This is a genomic window from Vibrio lamellibrachiae (assembly GCF_050337265.1).
Classification (GTDB): domain Bacteria; phylum Pseudomonadota; class Gammaproteobacteria; order Enterobacterales; family Vibrionaceae; genus Vibrio; species Vibrio kyushuensis.
The window spans coordinates 43,795-67,272 of sequence record NZ_JAKJSU010000006.1; the positions used below are offsets into that span (position 1 = coordinate 43,795).

Consider the following 23,478-nt stretch of genomic DNA (forward strand, 5'->3'; position numbering starts at 1 on the left):
ATCGCATAGACGAGCTATGCTCTTGGGGCCTCACTCACTTGTCGCCTCACTGCAATTCCAATTACTTAGGGTATAGCGTTAACTAAAGCGGTTATTTACACTTCAACGACGTCGATTTCTTTACCAAAATCATGTTTAGCCGCAGGTGTTGGGAATCGCTGTTCTCGTAGAGTGGTAAACGTTAGGTTTTGATCCGTTTGGTCACTGTTTACAAAGTGCTTAAAGCGTTTCAATTTTTGTGGGTTTTCAATGGTTGTTTTCCATTCACACTGGTATTTAGAGATATTCAGTTCGATCTCTTTTTCTAGTTCTTCCGCCAATCCAAGTTTATCTTCAATGACAACTTGCTTGAGGTATTCAATGCCGCCTTCTAGGTTTTCTAACCACACCGACGTACGTTGTAGACGGTCAGCTGTACGGATATAGAACATCAGTACGCGGTCGATGTATTTAACCAGAGTGGGTGTATCGAGATCGCTTGCAAATAGGTCGGCATGGCGTGGTCTCATACCACCGTTCCCACAGACGTATAAGTTCCACCCCTTATCTGTTGCGATAATACCGATGTCTTTAGACTGAGCCTCTGCACACTCACGGGTACAACCAGAGACAGCAAACTTGAGTTTGTGTGGAGAACGAAGTCCTTTGTAGCGATTTTCGATATCAATAGCGAAGCCAACACTGTCACCTACACCGTAGCGACACCAAGTACTACCAACGCATGACTTAACCGTACGTACTGACTTTCCGTAAGCGTGTCCGGTTTCAAACCCTGCGTCTATGAGCTCTTTCCAAATCGCTGGTAGTTCATTAAGTTGAGCGCCAAATAAGTCGACACGTTGGCCACCAGTGATCTTGGTGTAAAGGTCGTATTTTTTAGCAACCTCACCCAACACGATGAGACGGTCAGGAGTGATCTCACCGCCAGCGATGCGTGGTACGACAGAATAGGTTCCGTCTTTTTGCATGTTACCAAGGTAGACATCATTGGTATCTTGAAGCTCAATATGTTCGTCCTCTAGAATGTAATCATTCCAGTAAGAGGCCAAGATAGAACCGATAGCTGGCTTACAAATAGTACAGCCAAGACCTTTACCATGAGAGTCTAAAATTGAGTCGAAGGTTTGGATTTTGTTGACGCGAACAATATCGCTTAGCTCTTGGCGAGAATAAGCAAAGTGCTCACAGATATCATTGTTGACCTCAACACCCAAGCTACTTAATTCGCTATCGAGAACCTGTTTCGCAAGAGCGCTACAGCCGCCACACCCTGTTGATGCGTTGGTGGTCTCTTTTAGTGAAGCCATTGTTGTACAACCAGCGGCAACGGCTTGCTTGATATCACCTTTAGTCACATCAAAACATGAACAGATCATTGCGGTATCGGGTAGGGCTTCAATCCCCATCCCTGCAGACTCATCTTGTGCCACGTTAGGAAGAATAAGTACGGAAGGGTTTTCTGGCAGTGGCATGTCGTTCTGCATCATCTGCAGCAACGTCCCGTAAGCTTCGGCATCACCCACTAAGACTGCGCCAACGATTTTCTTTCCATCTTCAGAGATGATTAAGCGTTTATAGACCTGCTCGATTTCATCACTATAGGTATACGAAAGCGCGCCAGGTGTTTTGTCGTGAACTTCACCAATACTCGCCACATCAACGCCAAGAAGCTTAAGTTTAGTGCTCATGTCTGCGCCAGTAAATTCGAGATCGCTTGCTTCTTTTGAAGTTGGGAGGCTCGAAAGAATATGAGTCGCGGCCACTTTTGCCATTTGGTAACCAGGCGCTACTAATCCGTAGATTTTTTGATCCCAAAGAGCACATTCGCCGATGGCGTATACATCAGGAAGGCTTGTCTGGCATTGGTTGTTGATAACAATACCGCCACGGCCGCCAAGCTCAATAGCGGTATCACGAGCGAGCTCATCTTGAGGGCGAATACCCGCCGAGAAAACAATCATGTCGGTTTCAATGTGGCTGCCGTCTGCAAAGTTCATACGGTATCGCGCGCTTTCTCCTGCCACGATCTCCGAGGTCGCTTTCTCGGTATGAACCATTACGCCAAGGTCTTCAATTTTACGTCTAAGTAGGTCGCCTCCACCCGCATCAAGTTGGACGGCCATTAGGCGAGGAGCAAACTCAACAACATGCGTTTCAATATCGAGGTTTTTCAGTGCGTTTGCAGCTTCAAGACCTAATAGCCCCCCGCCAATAACTACGCCTGTTCTACTTTGTTTGCTCGACAGTTCGATAGCATCAAGGTCATCTAAGGTACGGTATACGTGACAATGTTCTTGGTCATTGCCCGGAATAGGTGGAACAAAAGGGAAGGAGCCCGTTGCAAGAATCAATTTATCGTAACCTTCAATACGTCCGCTTGCGGTAACAACTTGGTTATTGTCGGTATCGAGAGAGGTGACTTTCTCATTCACGACGTAGCTAACGCCGTTTTCTTGATAGTAAGCTTCGCTGGTCATTGCCAGATCTTCGGCGCTTTTGCCATTGAAATACGATGTAAGTTGAACACGATCGTACGCTAGATACTTCTCTTCACTGAAGGTGATGACTTCAACATCATCGCTTGGTGACTTGATTAAAGTATCAATGAACTTGTGACCAACCATTCCGTTGCCCACGACCACAATCCGTTGTTTGCTCATTTTTTGACTTCCTGTGTAAATTTATAATTAGATTCTGTTCTTCGAATATTGTTTATGCCGACAGTTTTAATTGTTGATTATCTTCCTGATTTTCACTCTCGACAGAGTGTTTGGTTCGCTGCTCTAGCCATTGCATTTTCTCTGAGATAGAGACGACTTGGCCGATAACAATTAGAGCGGGAGATTGAATATTGTGTTGCTCTTTGAGTTCAGTCAGCTGATTGAGTGTGCCAATAACTGTTCTCTGTTCTTGGGTACACCCTTTTTCTATGAAAGCGATAGGGGTGTTTTTATCCATACCCGCAGACAACAATTGCTGGCTAATCATGTCTGTCTGGCTAAGACCCATATAGATAACCAGGGTCTGTTTCAGAGAGGCTAACGCCTCCCATTTAATTGTGAGTTTTTTATCGGCGTGCGCGGTGATAAAGGTACAACCTTGCGCGATACCGCGATGTGTTAATGGAATTTGAGAATAAGTAGAACAACCAGACGCTGCAGTAATACCAGGAATCACGTCAACACGAATGCCTTTTTGAGCAAGCAGCAACATCTCTTCACTACCACGTCCAAATATAAAAGCATCGCCACCTTTCACTCGGCAAATGCTTTTCCCATGAGTCGCAAGCTCAATCATTAGCTGGTTTATTTCATCTTGAGTTCTACTGTGGCTGCCTTTCTTTTTACCAACGTAAATTTTTTCAACATGATCAGGGAAGGTCGCTCGAATTTCTTTGCTGACTAAATTGTCAAAAACAATGACTTCAGCATTATTGATGGCTTTAGCAGCCTTAATTGTCAGTAGCTCTGGATCACCAGGACCTGCGCTAACTAAGGTGACAACCCCGTACTGCTTAGAATTTATCTTCATTGCGTTACTCCATTAACTGCAAACTGATGGGTTGAAATTGATTAATTGGATTAGAGCAAGGAGAGTGCCAAAGCGAAATTTATTTGTGAAAACAAATCATTAATTCTTATATTTCAATTGGATAAGGATTAATTTGAGGCGGTTTGACTTGTTTTTGTAGCACGGCTAACTAATCAAAAATGCGAGTTATTGGGCGTTTATGGTGCAATAGGTTGTAACTTGGTGCAAAAGTACGCACTAATATAATGCGATCTCTACCTATTTATAGGTAGGTCGTCTTTGTTGTGAATGTAAGTTATTGATTATTAAACAATGTGTATTGATCGAAATTGATGCGTTCATTTTGTTGAGCTTGGCGTAAATGTTGCAGATTACGTAAGTAGAAGAATTAGACTCAATGTGGATGAGGCAATAATGAATACGAATAACGAAGGATGGATTAAAACAACCTGCGCCTATTGCGGTGTCGGCTGTGGTGTAGAAGCAAGGCCAATGTCGTCAGGGAAACTGGAAGTTCGTGGCGACCAAGAGCACCCATCGAACTTTGGTAAGCTATGTACCAAAGGGATAGCACTAGGCGATACCGTTATTCATGACGGGCGACTGCTTCATCCTACTTTTCGCGAGAATAGACAGGGTGAGCAAACAAAAAGCCTTGCTTGGGATGATGCAGTAGAATTGGTTGCCGATAAGTTTAATCAAGCAATCAACGAGTACGGCCCAGATTCAGTCGCATTTTACGTATCCGGTCAGTTGTTAACTGAAGACTATTACGTCGCCAATAAGTTGATGAAAGGATTTATTGGCAGTAGCAATATCGATAGTAACTCTCGCCTCTGTATGGCTTCATCCGTAGTAGGACATAAACGCGCATTTGGTACCGATACCGTTCCGGTTAGCTATCAAGATATTGAACAAACCGATGTGGTTGTGATTGTGGGATCAAACTTAGCTTGGTGCCATCCGGTGCTTTTTCAGCGATTGCGTCAAGCCAAGCAAGCGAACCCCGCGATGAAAGTGGTCGTTATTGATCCTAGAGAAACAGAGACTTGTAGCATCGCGGATCTTCATCTCGGTGTTAAATCAGGTTCTGATGTTGCTTTGTTCAATGGCTTGCTGAGCTATTTAGATGAGAACGGGCACGTAGATCATACCTTTGTATCACAGCACACTCAGGGCTTTGATAAGGCTTTAAAGCAATCGACGCTAGAAAGCAACGCTGAAATTGAAACTGGGGTCGATAACCAAGATCTTATCGATTTTTATCAAACGTTCGCTGGTGCCAATAAAGTCGTCACTATCTATTCTCAAGGCGTGAACCAATCGAGCCAAGGCTGCGATAAGGTGAACAGTATAATTAACTGCCACCTAGCAACGGGGCAAATAGGTAAAGTAGGATCTGGTCCATTCTCTGTGACTGGTCAGCCTAACGCAATGGGCGGCCGTGAGGTTGGGGCACTGGCCAATACGCTTGCAGCCCACATGGAATTTGATGACCCGACACAGCATCAAATGATCAGTGATTTCTGGCAAACTGATTCACTAGCTAAAAAGGCAGGGCTAAAAGCCATCGACATGTTTGATGCCATGAAAGAAGGTAAGATCAAAGCGGTGTGGATCATGGGCACCAACCCTATGGTGAGCCTGCCCGATAGCGATAAAATTAAAGCAGCATTAGAAACCTGCCCATTTGTCGTTGTGTCAGATTGTATTGAAGATACTGAAACCACGCGAATGGCAGATTTGTTATTGCCCGCTCAAGGCTGGAGTGAGAAGTCAGGAACCGTCACCAACTCAGAACGTCGAATCTCAAGGCAACGTCGATTGCTACCTAGCCCCGGGAGCGCGAAGCCCGATTGGTGGATAGTCAGTGAAGTGGCGAAAAAGATGGGCTTTGAAGATAGTTTCAGTTATCGCCATGAAGGAGAGGTTTTCAGTGAATATGCCCAGTTAACGGCATTAGGCCATGAAGAGAAACCAAGAGATTTAAATCTTATTGGGCTTACTCAGCTTGATGACCTAGGCTATAGCCGATTAACGCCACAGCAATGGCCCGTGCTAGAGCTTCAATCTGAGCTTGTGCACCGCTCACTGTTTAGCGACTATCGTTTTTATACTACTAGCGGAAAAGCGCAGTTCATTGCGGTTCAGCATGCAAAACCATTAGGCGAGACAGATAAGAGCTATCCACTGGTGCTTAACAGTGGTCGAACACGAGATCACTGGCATACCATGTCTCGAACGGGGCTATCAGCAAGGCTAGCGTCTCATGCTTCAGAGCCTTATGTACAAATTCACCCTATTACTGCTCAAACGTATGACATCTTAGATGGGCAATTGGTTGAGGTGACCAGCCAGATTGGTAAGGTGATTGCCCGTGCAACCACCACTAAAGAGGTGAGTGAAGATCAACTCTTTATGCCAATACACTGGAATGCGGTAACTGCGAAACAGAGTAAACCTTGTGAGCTCATTCTACCCATCAGCGATGGTTTATCGGGGCAGCCCGAGTTCAAGCATACGCCAGTGAATATTTCCCCACTTTCCATGTCGTCATCTGCTGTACTGTTATCGAGAGTGACTCTGAACTGTGATTTATTTGAATACTGGAGTCGACAGAAAATAGAAGATGGTTATCTTTATCGAATTGAATCGTCATTGGGCCAAAAAGAACTCATTAAGCCTGTGCAAACATCGGTGGAAAGACTGAGCGGTGAGGTTATGGAAACTACTGGTGCAAACTTCTATCGCGCTGTGAATCTGTTCGACCATCGCTGCCAACAAATCGTTTGGGTCGGAGAGAAAATTGATGAATCACATGTCGCGCAGCTAATAGAGCAGTTTAGTCAAACTTACGATGAGAAAACGAAGTTTGATGCTATGCGAATGTCTAGTGAACAGAATGCTGCTTAGGAGTGTTTGGTCTATTGTTTAGTAGGTGTGCAATAAGCAAAAGAGTAAATCTCTTCTGAGGAGATCACTTGTCCGAATCTACTAATACAGCAACTAGTACAAATTCGCTGCGTAGCTTAATCGGCTCTGATGACACTATATGCTTTGATGAGTTTCTAGTTCATATGGAAGCGGCGAATAAACCACTATCACTGTCTACTATTCGTTATTTGCTGGATAAGGTTACGTTGAGCAATGGGGAAGTAAAACGTCTCTCGAGTTTTCAAAAAGAGAACTATTGCCGTAGGCGTTTGTTTCGTAGTGAGCAATGTGAAATTCTTATTCTTAGTTGGCTAAATGGTCAGCGCAGCAAAATACATGATCACCTTAACTCTGCCTGTGGTGTAAAAATCTTACTCGGAGACGCGACTGAAACGGTATTTGACACCGCAGACAATGGTCAAATTTACGCGACAAATTCCACTTTTTATAAAGAAGGGTCTGTCACGGTAGGGCAAGACAATGACATTCACCAGATATCTAACTTACAGTCTGATGATTTACCTTTAGTGACGTTACATGTGTATTCACCGCCGTTGCAAGCATTTCACATCTATCAATTAGACGGCAGTGCACCTGAGTTACTGAACGTAGCGAACGATTCATGGTTTTACGAAATATAGCCTGTTTGCCATCAATGATTTTGAAGCTAAGGGTTTGCTTAGTAACTAGAGTTACCTTATCGCAGGGGTAGTTGAATTAGTGACACAACCTGAAAAACTAAATAGTCAGGTTGTGTAGTAGAAATGATGATTAATTCATTATCTTTTAATGGGGAATAATTACCTTCCCATCAATAATTGGAAAGGTATTACTTTGAGGCTGATTGTCTGTTCGAACTGTTGTTGAAATTCCCGCAATTTCATAAGTGACATCGTAGCCCACGACATCTGTTGAGTTGGTGTACTCTGTAGTACAGCGCCTTTCTGTCGTTGTCGTAGTACTATTCTTCTGAGCATTTTCTTGAATCTGTCTGCCTGTCATTGCCCCCGCAACGGTACCAACCGCGGTTGCGACTGTTTTACCCGAGCCGCCACCTACTTGATTACCAAGTGCTGCACCTGCTGCGGCCCCCCCAAGTGTTCCTAAAACTTTTCCATCATCTTTGACTTCTGCCTGTTTTGTCACAACAACGTCATTACACACTTTGTGTGGTGTTTTAGTTGACTCTGTTACGGCTTCTACCAGTGTAATTGTTGCGTGTGTCGGCCCTGTTGGGATAGATGCCTCTTCTTTACATGCTGCGAGTACAAGTATGCCGGTTATTGCTAAAGCAATGGCTTTAATATTCATTGTTATATCCTGACTAGGTGTATTACTTGGGCGATATAGTAAGGATAAAACGTATAGATAAATCAGCTGCGTATGAAGTCTATGTCATTGTATGGTGAAGAGTCAGGGCAGTTTTAGAGTCGTGTAAATTAGCGATCAAGGCAGAGTTTCTTGGCCAGATATGATTGATAAAAAAAGAGCCAAGTTATGAACTTGGCTCTTTATTACTATTGTAATTTTAGCGTGGCTTAGTAATCAGCTTGACGTTTCTCTGCGGCTTCTTCCCAATTAGGAACAACCGTTTTCAAGAAGTCTTGCTTCTCTTTGTTCATGCCATCCATATCCATACCAAGAGCTTGTTGTGCTTTCTCTTTGGTTGAAATATCTGGAATTTCAATCGGGTCAGTAATGCCTTTCTTCGCAAGCAAGCGTACAAGTTTAGTACGGGCATCGGCAGCACGGTCAACAGCTGTTCCAAGCACTTCTAGTGCGACTTCAGGAGCGTGCATATGGACACCGTGAGAGGCTATAGCATAATCCCAACGCCATTGTGCATGACGAATATCTTGTAGAATTGGTGCCATTTCTGCTTCCGTTGCACCGGCATCCCATGCTGCGCCAGCTTCAAAGTGCGCTGCAACAATTTGTTTTTCTGCCGTTAGCTTCATATTTAATACTTGAGCTTTACGAGTTGAAACGATATCACGCATTACTTGCTTAGATTGAGTATGACACTGAGCACAAGTATCTTCGAAGCGATCAAATGGGTTACCCACTTTATGATCCGTATAAACGGTGCCGTCTTCTTTGGTTACTTTTGGCATATGACAATCAGCACAAACGACTTTGTTTTTACCGTGCATTCCATCACGCCAAGTCTCGTAGCCCGGGTGTTGAGCTTTCAACATTGGTGCTTTAGAGACTTTATGTGTCCAGTCTTTAAAACCAAGCGCGTCATAGTAGCGCTCCATTTCTTCAACCGAGGTACCCATATCCCAAGGGAACTTAACGCCCTTAGTTGGTCCGGTAAAGTAGTACTCGACGTGACACTGAGCACATACTGAGGCCTGTTGGTCTAAACGAGATTGATGTTCAAAAGGCTTATCGATGGCTTCAAAAGCTCGCTCAACATAAGGCTTAGTGATGGCTAGAGCTGGCTCGCCATTTTTAAACTCTTCGCTTCGAGTGTCGTGACAATCAGCACAACCGATAGGGTTCGAAATTTCAGAGCCTAAACGTGCCCATTTACCTTCAAAGTATCCATCTTCTCCACGCTCTTCAATAACGCGGCCGACATCTGGACTTTTACAGCTCCAACACGCCATTGGCATTGGACCCGACTTTTCATCTTGAGGTCCACCAGTACGCAGTGTTTGGCGTACATCGTCAAGGGCGAAAAAGTGACCACGTGCTTTGTTATAGTCTTTAGCAAAACCATAACCTGCCCACATGATGACCATGTTTGGATCTTCCGCTAGGGCATCTTCTATCTGTTCACTTTCTGAGGTTTCTTTCCAAGTCTTATATTGGTCGGGGTGGTTTTGCTCGTAAGTTTCATTACGAGGGTCAGCTTCAGCTAATCCTTTTTTTTCTGATGCAGCAAAACTCGTAGCACTAAATATAGTGGCGGCTACCAATATCATTGCTGCAGCGGATTTAGGAATCCAATGCAATTTTTTCACAGTGTTATCTCCGTATTCTGTTTTTGTTATAAACAGCGTTGTGAACTGGCTATATCGAAATAAAGAATTGGAGAACTATTAATAATATTACTGGATGTAACAATTAATAATAGTTGCTTACATTGAATAGATTGTTTTAGATCAATTCACAATGGTGATGTAGCTCACGATTCCCCATTTCTACCCCTTAAGGGTTATTTGTAGCTTTGTTAACCTGATTTTTATCAAACACTTAGCGACAAAGGCCTGAGAATAAATAGGGTGATACGTGTCTGCTTTTTGAACTAACACCCTACCTCTAAATAGGCAGGCGCGTAGTATAAACAATATAGCGTTGTGGCTTATTCCGAAATAAGAATTGATATCATTTAGGGTTTGTTTTTTATAACTCTGGAAGACGTTAAATTTGATCAGTAAATAATGGTTGCGAATAGTTATTATTAGCATTTAATTATCACTTAACAGTATGATTATCGTTTTTAATAACCAGTTCCTGTATTAGCGCTGATATAAGGAAAGGATAAAATGGGCAATATAAAGTTGGCCATAGTCATAATGCTAAAGTCTATTCTTGCATTCTGCCTCTATGGTTATTCTCTTCATGCCGTTGCCGATACTTCAACCTTGCAGTCTGAAGATACGTCAGGTCGACATGAAGTTACGCTTATCCGTGACAAGGACTATAAATGTGTCCAATGTCATAAGGATTCAAAAGAGACATTATCGGGTTCCCATGGAGAGGACGCGCACAAGATTCTTGGTCGTGAAGTCAACTGTACGGAATGTCATAACAGTATAAGTCCGGATCACCGTGAAGGTGCCCCAGAAGTCATCAAATACTCCAGCGCACAATCTAAACAAGGTACGGATAAGGTTTTTCAAGATCCTGAACTGATTTTGAAGGCTAACAGTGAATGTATTGATTGTCATACCCCTAAAAAGTTACAAGATAAGAGTTGGACACACGATGTTCACGCTAAAAACCTTACCTGCTCAAATTGCCACGATGTTCATGCTAAGAAGGCTAAAGTTCTAGGAATAGAACGTAAAGAAAAAATCCAAATGTGTGTGGATTGCCACTCTGATTTTAACCAAAAAGAAGAGGAGAAGTAGTATGAGCTGTTCTAGACGAAACTTCTTAACTGGCGCTGGTGCGGTAATTGTTACTACTGGTATAGCAGGAACGGCCACGCTAAGTAGCCGAAAAACGTTGGCTAACGTTGAACAAGATGGCACTAAGCTTTATGGCATGGTGCATGATGAAAACGCTTGTATCGGTTGTACTGCCTGTACAGATGCGTGTCGCGAAGTGAATAAGGTTCCTGAAGGTGTGTCTCGCTTAGAGATTGTTCGCAGTGAGCCGAAAGGTGAATTTCCTGACGTTGAATACCGCTTTACACGTAATTCTTGTCAACACTGTGATAACGCCCCTTGCGTGATGGTTTGCCCAACGGGTGCAGCCTATAAAGATGAAAAAACCGGTATTGTCGATGTTCACCAAGAGAAGTGTGTTGGTTGTGGCTACTGCCTGTTAGCGTGTCCTTACCAAGTTCGATTCTTCCATCCTGAAAACGGTTCAGCAGATAAATGTAATTTCTGTCGCGATACTAATCTTGCACAAGGTAAATTACCTGCGTGTGTGGAATCTTGCCCTACGAACGCTTTAACCTTTGGCGATCTTAACGACCCTGCGAGTGAAATCAGTAAGTTGATCAACAATGAGGTTGTTTATCGAGACAAGTTACACCTAGGTACGAAGCCTAAGCTATACAAAATACCGAATAAGAAAGGGGAGGTTTGATCATGAGTGCATGGGCTACCGCATTTCAATCTGGTACGGTTGTATGGGATTGGATCATAGCAATCTATCTGTTCTTAGCTGGTATGTCAGCTGGCGCAGTAATGATCTCTATTTATTTAAAAAGGAAGGTTATAGAAGGAGATTCTGCTGACAATGGAATCATGAAGGCAACCGCTTTTCTGGCGCCATTTGGTATCGTTGTAGGCTTAACTATTTTGGTTTTCCATCTAACAAAACCGTTAGATTTCTGGAAGATCATGATTTTCTATAATCCGACGTCAGTTATGTCGATGGGTGTGATGTTGTTTAACATCTACATGGCGGTACTGTTTGCTTGGATAGGCATTATTTTCAGAAAACAAATCGTAGGCTTGCTACAAGGCAAGTTTGATTTTGTTGATGGAATATTACTGAAGTTAGGAAGATTCGAAAATGCAATCGAAGTATTTCTTGGTATCTTAGCGGTTACCCTAGCCGCCTATACCGGCTTCTTGTTATCAGCACTTCAAACCTTTCCAATGCTCAATAATCCGGTCTTACCGATCTTATTCTTGTTCTCTAGTTTGTCATCAGGTGCAGCGGCATGTCTGCTGTTTGGCATCTTGGTGTTTAAAGAGCCAATGAACAGCCCTAGTGTTAGTTGGGTACATGGTTTTGAACGTCCTGTTGTACTGTTTGAACTGTTTGTTCTTGTTACTTTCTTCACTGGCCTTATCTTTAGTGGTGGTCAAGCAGAGCTTGCAGCCTGGAATGCTATTGGGAGTGGGTTTTGGGCTAAATGGTTCTGGATTGGTGTTATTCTAGTGGGCATGATTTTACCACTAGTGCTTAATGCAGTAACACCGAAGGAAGTTCGCCATAACAGCGGCTTTATACTAGTTGTAACGACCTTGAGCTTAGTGGGTGTGTTAATGCTCAGAACGTTTATCCTCTATGCAGGACAAATGACAGTCGTCTAGATTGTTTTCATTATAGCGATGAGGTCAAAAGGATAAGAATGGTAGGAGAGTTAGGCTTTGTAACACTACTTTTGGTTACAGTATTAAGTTCAGTTTTAGCATTTTATTACGTAGTAGAGCGTTGGTGGTATAAGCAAGAGACACATGCTTTGATGCTACCAATAACACGACTTAATGGCTTACTCTCTTTATCAAGTTTGCTCTTATTAGGAGCAGCGTTTGTGACGGACCAGTTTGGTCTTGAATACGTTGCTTCTCATTCAAATTCTCAACTTCCTATCTTCTTCAAAATAGCGGCCATTTGGGGTGGGCATCAAGGGTCCATGCTATTTTGGGTGATGACACTGTGTTGTTGGGCAACCGTTATATCCTTTATTAAGCAAGTTCGATCTCAATATATAAGCGATGTGCTTTGGCTGATGAACTTGTTGATCGCCGCTTTTTCTTGGTTTACCTTACTCGCGTCAAATCCATACGCGCCATCTTTAGAGTTCATGAGCGAAGGTCGTGATCTTAATCCGATGCTGCAAGATGTCGGATTGATATTCCACCCACCTCTTCTTTATCTCGGTTACATTGGCTATGCCACAGTGCTGGCTTTTGCGTGTGCATCAATGATGCGCGAAAAGTTCGATGTCGAATGGTTAACTTTGAGTCGTAATTTCACACTGGTTTCTTGGGTATTCTTAACTGGTGGAATTGTATTAGGTTCGTGGTGGGCCTATTACGAGCTTGGCTGGGGAGGTTGGTGGTTCTGGGATCCCGTTGAAAATGCGTCACTGTTACCCTGGTTAACGGGTACTGCGCTACTTCACGCACATCTAGCTGCACATCGATACAAAATGTTTCATCGTTGGGCAATCGGGCTCGCCATCTCGACATTCTGTTTTAGTATTCTTGGTACATTTATTGTTCGATCAGGGGTGCTCACATCTGTTCATGCGTTTGCAGTTGACCCAGGTAAAGGTATCGCTCTACTGCTCATTTTAGTAACCGCACTGATTGGTTCGTTAGGTTTATTGGTCTTCAAGTTCGATGCAATTTCGAGTCAGCCGGTTCGAGCATTAGTCAGTCGTAGCTATCTTCTTTATGTCGCGATTGGGCTGTTAGTTGTTACTACGTTTACCGTGTTTCTTGGCACTTTTTATCCGATGCTGTATGAGCTTTTTGGCCTAGGCAGCATTTCTGTTGGTGCCCCTTATTTTAACACGCTGATATTACCCATTACACTGTTATCTCTTGTTGCCATGGGTATCGGTCCGTTATTGAAGTGGTATAAAGGTCATTACGTTACGCTAAGACAGTGCTTATTTATTACTGGGTTATCTCTGCTATTGGGCAGTGTGTGCTATGTGGGGCTTCTTTCTCTAGTTCAGTATCCTCAACTACAGACTGAGCAGTTATTTGTTACACAGATTAAAGGTGTTGTATGGTTAGTTTGGATACTGGCAATATGGGTTATCGCGAGCCACGTATATACGTTCATTGCCGCTGGATTTAAATTAAATCAATTTGCTTCGCTATTGGCTCATGTCGGCATAGCCATTTCATGTATTGGTGCGGTAATGAATAGTGAGCACTCACATGAATTAGGGCGAAAGCTGTCTAGTGAGACTCAGTTTGACTTCCAGCAGTGGCAGGTTATTTATCATGACACTCACTGGGTTGTTGGGCCTAACTATACCGCTGAGCGCGCTGAGATAGAGTTGATTCACCAAAATGGACGGTCATTTACTGTTTCACCAGAACGTCGTCATTATCCCGTGCGTGTTATGAATATGAGTGAGCCTGCGATCAAAATTTTTTGGCATGGTGATATTTACGTCACCCTAGGTGAGAAATTAAGTAGTAATAGCTATGCGGTAAAAATACAGTACAAAGCGTATATTCGCTGGGTTTGGTTTGGTACATTTATGATGATGTTAGGCGGGGTTGTGGCGATGATGTCATCAAAAAAAACACGAGTAGAGCAACATGAGCAAGTCCAAGTTACGTAATTTAATCATCTTAACGATAGTTGTCTTTAGCTTCGCGATCATAACGATAGTCAGTATCTTCAATCAAAGTAACTCTAAGGTTGTTGAAGGTGCCGTTCGAAACTTCCCTAGCTTTAGTTCAGTTGATCTGGTCGTTGGTGATAAAACGATAACTGAACAAGTGATGATAGGCCGGGGACACCAAATCGTAAATGTTTGGGCAACGTGGTGTGGCGTTTGCCGAAGTGAACACAGTTATCTATTGAGTTTAAGTCAACAAGGTGTGCCTGTTATCGGCTTGAATTATCGTGATGATATGCGAGCAGCCCAGCAGTACTTAATAGATGACGGTAATCCATTTAGTGATGTGATATTCGATCCTAAAGGTCGATTAGCTATTGACCTCGGTGTTGTGGGTACGCCAGAAACCTACCTAGTGAATAATGAAGGTATGATTGTAAAAAAGCACATTGGTCGATTAACAGAACTTGTGTGGCAAAAGCATTTTAGTTCGTACTTTGATGAAGAGAGATCACTTTGATTCGTATTTTTTGCTTTGTATTGCTATTCCTTTCTCCTACCTACGCCGCCATAGCCGACACGCAGGCGGTTTTTTCTGCACCGACTAAAGAAGCCTCTGAGCTTGTTGAACTGTTTGAGTTTCACTCCCTAGAGCAGCAAATCGTCGCGGTTAATCTCGCCAAGTCTTTACGTTGCCCTCAATGTCAGAACCAAAATCTGGTTGAATCAAATTCTCCGATTGCGAAAGACTTGCGCTTGATTGTATTCAAAAAGATCAATGAAGGGCAAAGTGAGCAGGAGGTGATTGAGTTTATGACGGCTCGCTATGGTGAGTTTGTTCTATATAACCCCCAAAAAACGGTTAAGAATGCAATCCTGTGGGGGCTACCTGTGCTCTTGCTTATATTGTTTGGATATTTTTCGTATCGCTCAATTAACAAGGGTGATAGTAGGGTCAACAGACCCTAAACATATACCCAAATAATCTCATTTAAGACTCCTTATTTTTGCTAGATTTTGTTAATAGACGATCACATGCGCTTCTATTTACGGTAAAGTGACGCAAAGTTAGTTATAAGCAGTAAGCAGATTCGTGCGTTATTCGGTTGAACAACATGATAAAAATGGATTTTTAAAAGCTCCAATTTGGCTTTGGCTAGGTTGGATTTTATTGGCTAAAGCCTGGGTTGTTTTTGTGGTTGCTGGAGCAAGTCGTGAAAGTGGTGCTAAAATCCTTGGTATTGTCTATCCAGACCAAACGACGTTGTATGTCGGGTTGGCTATGGGAATACCAAGCATCATTTTCATGTGGTTAATTGGCTTACGTAACCTAGAACGGAACTGGGTCAATAAAATTGTAAGCTGGGGCAGGTACATTACACTGGTAACAGTATGTGCTCAGCTCGCTTTGACTTTGTACCATGTTCATCTTGAATATGGTGCGTTTAGTTGGGCAAACGGTATCACCCTAATGCTACTGTTATGGTTTGCTATTTACTTAATAAATAGTCGTAGTGTGAGAGATAGCCTTCGTATCCCTTCACTGCAATAAGAAAGCTAATAAGAATTCGAAATATGAGGACGAGTTAATGTCGCAACCACAAAGTGCAATCCTGCCAGAAGCAGGTCCATTTGCACAATATACGTTATTAAAAATCAAACAAAATACAGCAGCTGTATTGGGTCATCTCAAGGCGCTTCCTGCATTAGTTGATAGTGTTAATGATGCTCAGCCAGAAGCAAAATTATCGGTGTCTGTCGCTTTTACTCACTCACTATGGTCACAGTTGAATCAATCGACGCCAAGTGAGCTTATTGATTTTCCAACGCTAGGTAGCGGTGATATTACAGCCCCAAGTAGTGATGTAGATGTACTCATCCACTGTCATTCAAACCGCCATGACTTGCACTTCTATGTTCTAAGAAAGCTGTTGGCTGATATTACTCAAGATGTTGATGTAGTAGATGAAACCAATGGTTACCGTTACTTAGACTCTCGCGATATGACAGACTTCGTAGATGGTACTGAAAATCCGAAAAATGAAGTTCGCCAAGAGGTCGCTATAATTCCTCAGGGAGAATTTGCGGGTGGTAGTTATGTAATGGTGCAGCGCTTTGTACACGACTTACCGTCATGGCACCGATTAAATGTGGCTGCGCAAGAGAAAGTGGTTGGCCGTACTAAGCCTGATTCAATTGAGCTAGACGATGTTCCTGCCGCCTCTCACGTTGGCAGAGTAGACATTAAAGAAGAGGGTAAGGCGGTGAAAATTGTGCGTCACAGCCTACCTTATGGTAGTGCTAGTGGTGAGCATGGGCTTCTATTTATTGCTTACTGTAATCGCATCCATAACTTTAAAGTGATGCTTGAAAGCATGTATGGCGAAACAGATGGCAAAACGGATCAACTGCTTCGTTTTACTAAAGCGGTAACCGGTGCTTACTTCTTCGCGCCTTCTGCTGAGATGTTGCAGGAATTAGCAGTTAAGTAATCTTTTTAAGTTAATGAAAAAACGGGCCTTGTGCCCGTTTTTTTGTTAAAGATTCCCTACAAATGACCGATAAATAAAGAGGCAGTGATTTATCTTTAGCAAATCAGCTTAAACACGTGTCATCAATACGTTGTTTTAACAGAGGGATTTATGGCAATAACGGTTAATACCAATGTTTCAGCACTGACTGCGCAGCGCCATTTAGGCAATGCGACGAACATGCTGAACCAATCTCTTGAGCGTTTGGCTTCGGGGAGTCGTATTAATAGTGCCAAAGATGATGCTGCTGGTCTGCAAATCTCAAATCGTCTTGAGTCTCAAATGCGCGGTCTCGATGTTGCAGTTCGAAACGCCAATGATGGTATTTCGATTATGCAGACAGCAGAAGGTGCGATGCAAGAGTCGACCAACTTACTTCAGAGAATGCGTGATCTTTCGTTGCAGTCCGCAAATGGTTCTAACAGCAAGTCAGAACGAATTGCATTACAAGAAGAAATGAGTGCTTTAAATGCTGAATTGAACAGAATCGCTGAAACGACCTCTTTTGGTGGTCGAAAGTTACTAAATGGCTCGTTTGGAGAGTCTGCTTTTCAAATTGGTGCTAGCTCAGGTGAAGCAGTACAAGTCTCGTTAAACTCAATGCGCTCTGACGAATTAAGGATGGGTGGCTTTAGTTACCTTGCCGCAGGAAAGGCTGATTCAAATTGGCAAGTGAGCCAAGGGTCACAAACACTCAGTATGCAGTATACCGATGCCATTGGTGATCTGCAGACCATTCAGATCGACGCCAAAACTGGTGATGACATAGAGCAGCTAGCGACCTACATTAATGGGCAAACTAACGCGGTCTCTGCATCAGTGAATGATGAAGGCCAGCTTCAAATTTATATGTCTGGAAAAGAAACATCAGGAACTATCGCCTTTTCAGGTGAGCTTGCATCAGAGCTGCAGCTGTCGTTGGTTGGCTACGAAGCGGTTGATAATGTTGACATTACTGATGTGGGTGGCGCGCAGCGAGCAGTGTCTATCATTGATACCGCACTAGAATATGTCGATAGTCACCGAGCTGAACTGGGGGCGATGCAAAATCGGTTTGGTCATGCGATTAACAACCTAGATAACGTTCATGAAAATCTAGCCGCTTCCAATAGTCGTATTAAAGATACAGATTATGCGAAAGAAACCACGCAAATGGTTAAGCAACAAATCCTCCAACAAGTGAGTACTTCAATTTTAGCTCAAGCTAAACAGCAGCCTAACTTAGCGCTTACGCTATTAGGTTAATCTACAGTTTCTTTCCTTATCTATTCCGTTCCAATAAAAAACTGTCTCTTAATGATGAGCGCGAAATCATCGGCAGAGATAGGCAATCCTTTAGTAAAAATCATCGATATGTTCATAATTTGAACGATATATCACGATTTGTATCTCAAAAGCATTTTTTTTATAAAAAACGTAAAAATATTCTCAAGGTTTGGAAAAGGGTGCCGTTAATAAAAGTAACTTTAAAAGAACAGCTTGGTTTTTCGAGACATCGGAAACCTGAACCATCGAAGAATCAATTGGAGATATACCATGGCAGTGAACGTAAATACTAACGTATCAGCAATGACAGCACAGCGTTACCTAAACAGCGCGAACAACGCACAACAAACGTCAATGGAACGCCTATCATCTGGCTTCAAGATCAACAGCGCAAAAGATGACGCTGCTGGCCTTCAAATCTCAAACCGTTTGAATGTTCAAAGTCGTGGTCTTGATGTTGCGGTACGTAATGCAAACGACGGTATTTCAATTGCTCAAACCGCTGAAGGTGCAATGAATGAGACTACAAACATTCTGCAACGTATGCGTGACCTATCTCTACAATCTGCAAATGGCTCTAACTCAAAATCTGAGCGTGTAGCAATTCAAGAAGAAGTTAGTGCGCTTAACAACGAGCTAAACCGTATCGCAGAAACCACGTCATTTGGTGGTAATAAACTGCTAAACGGCACGTTTGATACTAAGTCTTTCCAAATTGGTGCAGACAACGGTGAAGCAGTAATGTTGTCTCTTAACAACATGCGTAGTGATAATGCAGGAATGGGCGGCACAAGCTACCAAACGGCTAACGGTCAAGACAAAGACTGGTCAGTACAAGCTGGCGGCAGCGATTTGACAATGACATTCAAAGATAACTTTGGTCAAGATCAGGCGCTAACTATCAATGCTAAAGAAGGCGATGATATTGAGCAACTTGCGACTTACATTAACGGTCAACAAGATTTCATTAAAGCTTCAGTAAATGAAGACGGCCAACTACAAATGTTAGCTGGCGCAAACAAAGTAGAAGGTGATGTCGCATTTGGTGGTGCACTCTCTGGTGAGCTAGGTTTCCAACCTGGTCAAGCAGTAACTGTAAATGATATTGATGTTACTTCTGTAGGTGGCGCACAAGAGTCAGTAGCTATCATCGATACTGCATTGAACTTTGTAGATAGTCACCGTGCTGAGCTAGGTGCATTCCAAAACCGTTTCGACCATGCAATCAGCAACTTAGATAACATCAACGAAAACGTAAATGCGTCTAAGAGCCGAATCAAAGATACAGACTTTGCTAAAGAAACAACGGCACTCACTAAAACACAAATTCTTTCGCAAGCATCAAGCTCAATTCTTGCTCAAGCGAAACAAGCGCCAAACTCTGCGCTTAGCCTATTAGGCTAAACCAAGTTTTAGAATACATTTGGTTTTAGAATAGATTTAGCTTTAGGGTTCCATCTAGTCTCTAGAAAGAATTCTCAAAGTAGCTCTTAAATGAGCAATCCAAAATCCAGCTTAGGCTGGATTTTTTTTGTATTTAGCTAAAGTTAGTTTTTGTTATGTTACAGCTTTAGATATTTATCGTTTCTATATATTCGGCAAATATTGGCTTATAGCCGAAAATTGTAATACTGCCAGTTTTTAGTTGCATATGTTTTTATTTATTTGTTATTGCTCACATTTTTATTTTGTACAAAATTAAATCAAAAAATAATTAAATATTTCCTAAAGCTTATTTGCCCTTGGCCGTTACAGGACTGAGAGAAATGAGATGCGTCAAAGTGAGGTGAGAGACACGACGGCGCATCAACCTAAATGCCGAAGGAGATCAACAATGGCAATTAACGTAAACACAAATGTGTCGGCGATGACCGCGCAGCGCTATCTAAATGGTGCTGCTGACGGGACTCAAAAGTCGATGGAACGCCTATCGTCCGGTTACAAGATAAATAGTGCCAGGGATGATGCGGCAGGTCTTCAAATTTCCAACCGTTTAACCTCGCAAAGTCGTGGCTTAGACATGGCGGTAAAAAATGCCAATGATGGTATTTCGATTGCTCAGACAGCAGAAGGGGCAATGAATGAAACCACCAATATCTTGCAACGTATGCGTGATCTTTCCCTTCAATCTTCAAATGGTTCTAACTCTCGTTCAGAGCGAGTAGCGATTCAAGAAGAAGTCTCAGCCCTAAATAACGAGTTAAACCGTATTGCTGAAACAACCTCGTTTGGTGGTAATAAACTGCTTAATGGTTCGTTTGGTAATCAATCGTTTCAAATTGGCGCTGGTTCTGGTGAAGCGGTCATGCTCAGCATGGGGAATATGCGTTCAGATACGATGACCATGGGCGGTAAAAGCTATGTGGCTACAAACGGTCAAACATCTGACTGGAAAGTAGATGCAGCAACGGATCTCACACTGAACTATAATGATCAAAACGGGGTAGCAAAAGCACTCACTATCAATGCCAAACAAGGTGATGATATGGAGCAGCTTGCCACTTACATTAATGGTCAAAGTGAGGATGTCAAAGCTTCCGTTGGGGAAGAGGGCAAACTTCAATTGTACGCGTCTAGCCAAAAGGTTTCTGGTGACGTAGCCATTGGTGGCGCCCTAGGTGGTGAAATAGGTTTTGGTGCAGCAAAAGATGTGACCGTAGCAGATGTTAACGTAACAACTGTTGCTGGTTCACAAGAAGGTGTTTCGGTGATTGATGGCGCGTTAAAAGCGGTTGATAGTCAGCGTGCATCTTTAGGTGCATTCCAAAATAGATTTGGACATGCGATCAGTAACTTGGATAACATCAACGAGAACGTAAATGCCTCTCGAAGCCGTATTCAAGATACCGATTACGCAAAAGAAACAACGCAAATGACGAAATCGCAAATACTGCAACAAGCGAGTACGTCAGTGCTAGCTCAGGCGAAGCAGTCACCATCTGCAGCTCTTAGCTTGTTAGGTTGATCGGTAGGTTTCGTCAGGAGCTTATTGGGAAAGGTGACTGTATGGTTACCAACCTATAAGGTGGAGGGGAGATTGTTATGGAAATATCATCCAACACATCGAACATCCAGCCTTACGGCTCAAATAGTGGCATTAAACTTGCTTCAGAAAACAATGGTGCCCCGAACGTTTCCTCCCGAACGGAGGGTAATAAAGCGTCAGAAATAAATCGAAGGCATGTTCAATCTGTTGAAGCAACAATCGAGCTGGTAAAACAGCGAGAAAAGCTTAACAAGCAAGAGCGTGAAATGATGGTAGAGCAGATGAATGACTTTATCTCCTCTATTAATACTGGTTTATCCTTCCGTGTTGATGAACAATCAGGAAGGGACGTTGTTACCATCTATGAGGCCAGTACTGGTGATATTATTCGTCAGATACCGGAAGAGGAGATGCTAGAGGTGTTACGCCGCCTTCGAGATCAAGCCGCCCGCTACTCATCAGGGTTGGTTATTGACAAGGTATAATCGTGTTTTTTGAGGTGATTTAATGAGTTTAGGCCCTATGGGGATGAATACTGGCATGGATATCAATTCTATGGTCAGCAAAATTGTCAATGCAGAGCGTATGCCTAAGCAGCAACGTATTGATAATGAGCGGACTAATATTGATGCTAGTATTAGTGCCTATGGTCGACTCAAAGAGTCGCTGGATACGATGAAAGACCTAATGGCTAGCTTTCGTCAGAATAAAGCGTTTGCAGCAAGAACTGTCGGCACTACGAATGAAAGTGTCGTCGCTGCAACCGCAAACACGGAAGCAATGGCTGGTAGGTATGCTATCGATGTGTTGCAGCTTGCGCAGAGTCATAAAGTGGCATCTGATGTGTTATCACCAGATGACAAATTTGGCCCTGGTAAGCTGCAGATTCAACTGGGTAAAGATGACTTCACCATCGATGTAAAAGAAAACGCTACGTTGGTCGATGTCGTACGTGAAATAAACGGTAATAAAAGTAATCCAGGCGTACGTGCCTCGGTTATCAATGACATGGAAGGCCCAAGACTCATTGTCGCATCAAACCTTTCAGGACATGACAATGCTATCAAGATTTCAGCACAAGCGGGCTTACATGACCCACTTAATAAGCTTGAATATAAAACCCTCGAAGAACGTGTTAAAGATTTAGAAAAAGCACGTTCAGCTGCTCAGCAATTGATTAGCCCGCTTTCACCACTTGAACAAAAGTTTGCGCAAAAAGTCGCTGAAAAGATCAGTGATGCGGCAAAGGGCGTCGATGAAGAATTAGCAGAAGAAGCTTCTGAAGCCGCCATTTCAGCTGACCCTAATGCTGAAAAAGCCGGTACTGCGGGTAATGAATTATCCAAAGATGCTATCGCAGCAGCAGCTGACGCCAACAAATACCAAAAACCTCAGGACCGTATTCCAGGATGGACGGAAACAGCCTCTGGTACGCTCCTCGATTCCTATTACGAACCTGCACCTGAGCTTGATGCTAAAGCACTTGAGAAAGCACCAGATGTTCCAGGCTGGAGCAACAGTGCATCAGGTACACTAACCGATTCTTACGTCACACCTAAAGAAGCAAAACAAGCGCTTGACCGTAAGTTAGCGGCTGAAAAAGCTTCTATCGAACGTGCCGTTGCTTCCGGTGAAATGACACCTGAACGAGCGAAGCAACTAGAACGAGCCAAGCTGACGCCAGAAGAGCGTGCTTATTTAGAACGTGTCGATCAAGCAGATGCTGATTTGATATCGGCTCAAAATGCGTTTGATACCTACGTCGGCATGACTCAAGTTCAAGCGGCCCAAGACTCTAAAGTGATGCTTGATGGTGTCGCTCAACTCTCTAGTCACAACAATGTCATTGAAAACGCGATAGAAGGTGTTGATCTTACCGTTAAAGGCAAGTCTGAAGTGGGTAAAGCACCCGCTGAAATTGACATTGAATATGATAGACAAGGTGTTCGAGAAGACATTGAGCAGTTTGTCGCAGCCTATAACCAGTTTTATCAGACCAGTAAAGAGCTAGGTGGAGTTGACCCGCGTACCGGGCAAGGTGGGCCACTGGCTGGTGACAGCATCATCCGAAGTGCTGATTCAAGGTTAAAGTCGGTGTTCTCATCAAGTATTGAGCCTGCACCTGATGAGCTAAAAAGCTTGACCGAATTTGGTATTACCACCACTAGGCAAGGTACGTTAGAAATTAACTACAATATGCTTGATCGCCAGCTCAACAACAACTTTACTAAGTTAGGTGACTTCTTTGGTGGTAACCAAGGATTTGCTAAAAAAGTCGAAGATGCCATTCATAGTATGACGAATGCAACGGGGACAATAAGAACACGTGAGCAGAGCTTAGTGGAGAGAAATTACCGCTTAGTCGATGATCAAGCGGCACTCGATCGCCGGATGGATGGTCTTGAGAAACGAACCCACTCCAAGTTTGCCAGTATGCAAGATTCAACTAGCAAGATGCAGTATCAGCTGGCTGGTATGATGAATGCTCTAGGTTGATAATT

The 23,478-nt window shown here is 43.1% G+C and carries 19 protein-coding genes; 15 read left to right on the plus strand and 4 right to left on the minus strand.

What is annotated here, in order from left to right; all coding sequences use genetic code 11:
* Window positions 1-95: 95 nt before the first annotated feature.
* Both nirB and cobA read right to left on the minus strand, forming a co-directional pair.
* Entirely contained in the window at window positions 96-2,660 is a 2,565-nt protein-coding gene (gene nirB / locus L4C54_RS09410) for a nitrite reductase large subunit NirB (protein WP_428807994.1), read from the minus strand.
* Between the two features lie 52 nt (window positions 2,661-2,712).
* Window positions 2,713-3,531: a uroporphyrinogen-III C-methyltransferase gene (gene cobA, locus L4C54_RS09415; RefSeq protein WP_428807995.1), complete on the minus strand. Its 819-nt coding sequence runs from the start codon at window positions 3,529-3,531 to the stop codon at window positions 2,713-2,715.
* A 414-nt stretch (window positions 3,532-3,945) separates the two neighbouring features.
* On the opposite strand from cobA, the gene L4C54_RS09420 reads away from it, so the two are divergent.
* Complete coding sequence (locus tag L4C54_RS09420; protein ID WP_428807996.1) at window positions 3,946-6,444, plus strand: molybdopterin oxidoreductase family protein; 2,499 nt, start codon at window positions 3,946-3,948, stop codon at window positions 6,442-6,444.
* A gap of 68 nt (window positions 6,445-6,512) precedes the next feature.
* Window positions 6,513-7,106, plus strand: coding sequence for a cysteine dioxygenase (locus L4C54_RS09425; RefSeq protein ID WP_428807997.1), 594 nt, complete (start codon window positions 6,513-6,515; stop codon window positions 7,104-7,106).
* 145 nt (window positions 7,107-7,251) lie between these two features.
* Here L4C54_RS09425 and L4C54_RS09430 read toward each other — a convergent pair whose 3' ends face one another.
* Window positions 7,252-7,776 (minus strand): glycine zipper 2TM domain-containing protein, encoded by a 525-nt coding sequence (locus L4C54_RS09430; RefSeq protein ID WP_428807998.1) that lies wholly within the window; start codon window positions 7,774-7,776, stop codon window positions 7,252-7,254.
* Between the two features lie 227 nt (window positions 7,777-8,003).
* Window positions 8,004-9,398, minus strand: a complete 1,395-nt coding sequence (gene nrfA, locus L4C54_RS09435) for an ammonia-forming nitrite reductase cytochrome c552 subunit (RefSeq protein WP_428808280.1) — start codon at window positions 9,396-9,398, stop codon at window positions 8,004-8,006.
* Window positions 9,399-9,962: 564 nt separating this feature from the next.
* On the opposite strand from nrfA, the gene nrfB reads away from it, so the two are divergent.
* The 13 genes from nrfB (at window position 9,963) to fliD (ending at window position 23,473) form a co-directional block, all read left to right on the plus strand.
* Window positions 9,963-10,550, plus strand: coding sequence for a cytochrome c nitrite reductase pentaheme subunit (nrfB, locus tag L4C54_RS09440; protein ID WP_428800819.1), 588 nt, complete (start codon window positions 9,963-9,965; stop codon window positions 10,548-10,550).
* 1 nt (window position 10,551) lies between these two features.
* Window positions 10,552-11,238, plus strand: coding sequence for a cytochrome c nitrite reductase Fe-S protein (nrfC, locus tag L4C54_RS09445; RefSeq protein ID WP_428807999.1), 687 nt, complete (start codon window positions 10,552-10,554; stop codon window positions 11,236-11,238).
* Between the two features lie 2 nt (window positions 11,239-11,240).
* Window positions 11,241-12,197 carry a cytochrome c nitrite reductase subunit NrfD gene (gene nrfD / locus L4C54_RS09450; protein ID WP_428808000.1) on the plus strand — a complete coding sequence of 319 codons (957 nt, stop codon included), beginning with the start codon at window positions 11,241-11,243 and terminating at the stop codon, window positions 12,195-12,197.
* A gap of 38 nt (window positions 12,198-12,235) precedes the next feature.
* A complete protein-coding gene (locus tag L4C54_RS09455) occupies window positions 12,236-14,194 on the plus strand; it encodes a heme lyase CcmF/NrfE family subunit (protein WP_428808001.1) in 1,959 nt (652 codons plus the stop codon).
* Window positions 14,172-14,714, plus strand: a complete 543-nt coding sequence (locus tag L4C54_RS09460) for a DsbE family thiol:disulfide interchange protein (protein ID WP_428808002.1) — start codon at window positions 14,172-14,174, stop codon at window positions 14,712-14,714. Before L4C54_RS09455 ends, L4C54_RS09460 begins: the two co-directional genes overlap by 23 nt.
* A complete protein-coding gene (locus L4C54_RS09465; protein ID WP_428808281.1) occupies window positions 14,714-15,163 on the plus strand; it encodes a cytochrome c-type biogenesis protein CcmH in 450 nt (149 codons plus the stop codon). The genes L4C54_RS09460 and L4C54_RS09465 overlap by 1 nt, the downstream gene beginning before the upstream one ends.
* Before the next feature lie 124 nt (window positions 15,164-15,287).
* Entirely contained in the window at window positions 15,288-15,746 is a 459-nt protein-coding gene (locus L4C54_RS09470) for a DUF2919 domain-containing protein (protein ID WP_428800814.1), read from the plus strand.
* Window positions 15,747-15,783: 37 nt separating this feature from the next.
* The gene (locus L4C54_RS09475) at window positions 15,784-16,686 is read left to right on the plus strand and encodes a Dyp-type peroxidase (RefSeq protein ID WP_428808003.1); all 903 of its coding nucleotides are present in this window, start codon (window positions 15,784-15,786) and stop codon (window positions 16,684-16,686) included.
* A gap of 150 nt (window positions 16,687-16,836) precedes the next feature.
* A complete protein-coding gene (locus L4C54_RS09480) occupies window positions 16,837-17,970 on the plus strand; it encodes a flagellin (RefSeq protein ID WP_428808004.1) in 1,134 nt (377 codons plus the stop codon).
* A 291-nt stretch (window positions 17,971-18,261) separates the two neighbouring features.
* Complete coding sequence (locus L4C54_RS09485) at window positions 18,262-19,395, plus strand: flagellin (protein ID WP_428800811.1); 1,134 nt, start codon at window positions 18,262-18,264, stop codon at window positions 19,393-19,395.
* Window positions 19,396-19,825: 430 nt separating this feature from the next.
* Entirely contained in the window at window positions 19,826-20,956 is a 1,131-nt protein-coding gene (locus L4C54_RS09490) for a flagellin (protein ID WP_428808005.1), read from the plus strand.
* 77 nt (window positions 20,957-21,033) lie between these two features.
* On the plus strand, window positions 21,034-21,462 hold the full coding sequence (gene flaG / locus L4C54_RS09495) for a flagellar protein FlaG (protein WP_428800809.1): 429 nt from the start codon (window positions 21,034-21,036) through the stop codon (window positions 21,460-21,462).
* A gap of 22 nt (window positions 21,463-21,484) precedes the next feature.
* Window positions 21,485-23,473 carry a flagellar filament capping protein FliD gene (gene fliD, locus L4C54_RS09500; RefSeq protein WP_428808006.1) on the plus strand — a complete coding sequence of 663 codons (1,989 nt, stop codon included), beginning with the start codon at window positions 21,485-21,487 and terminating at the stop codon, window positions 23,471-23,473.
* Window positions 23,474-23,478: the final 5 nt, after the last annotated feature.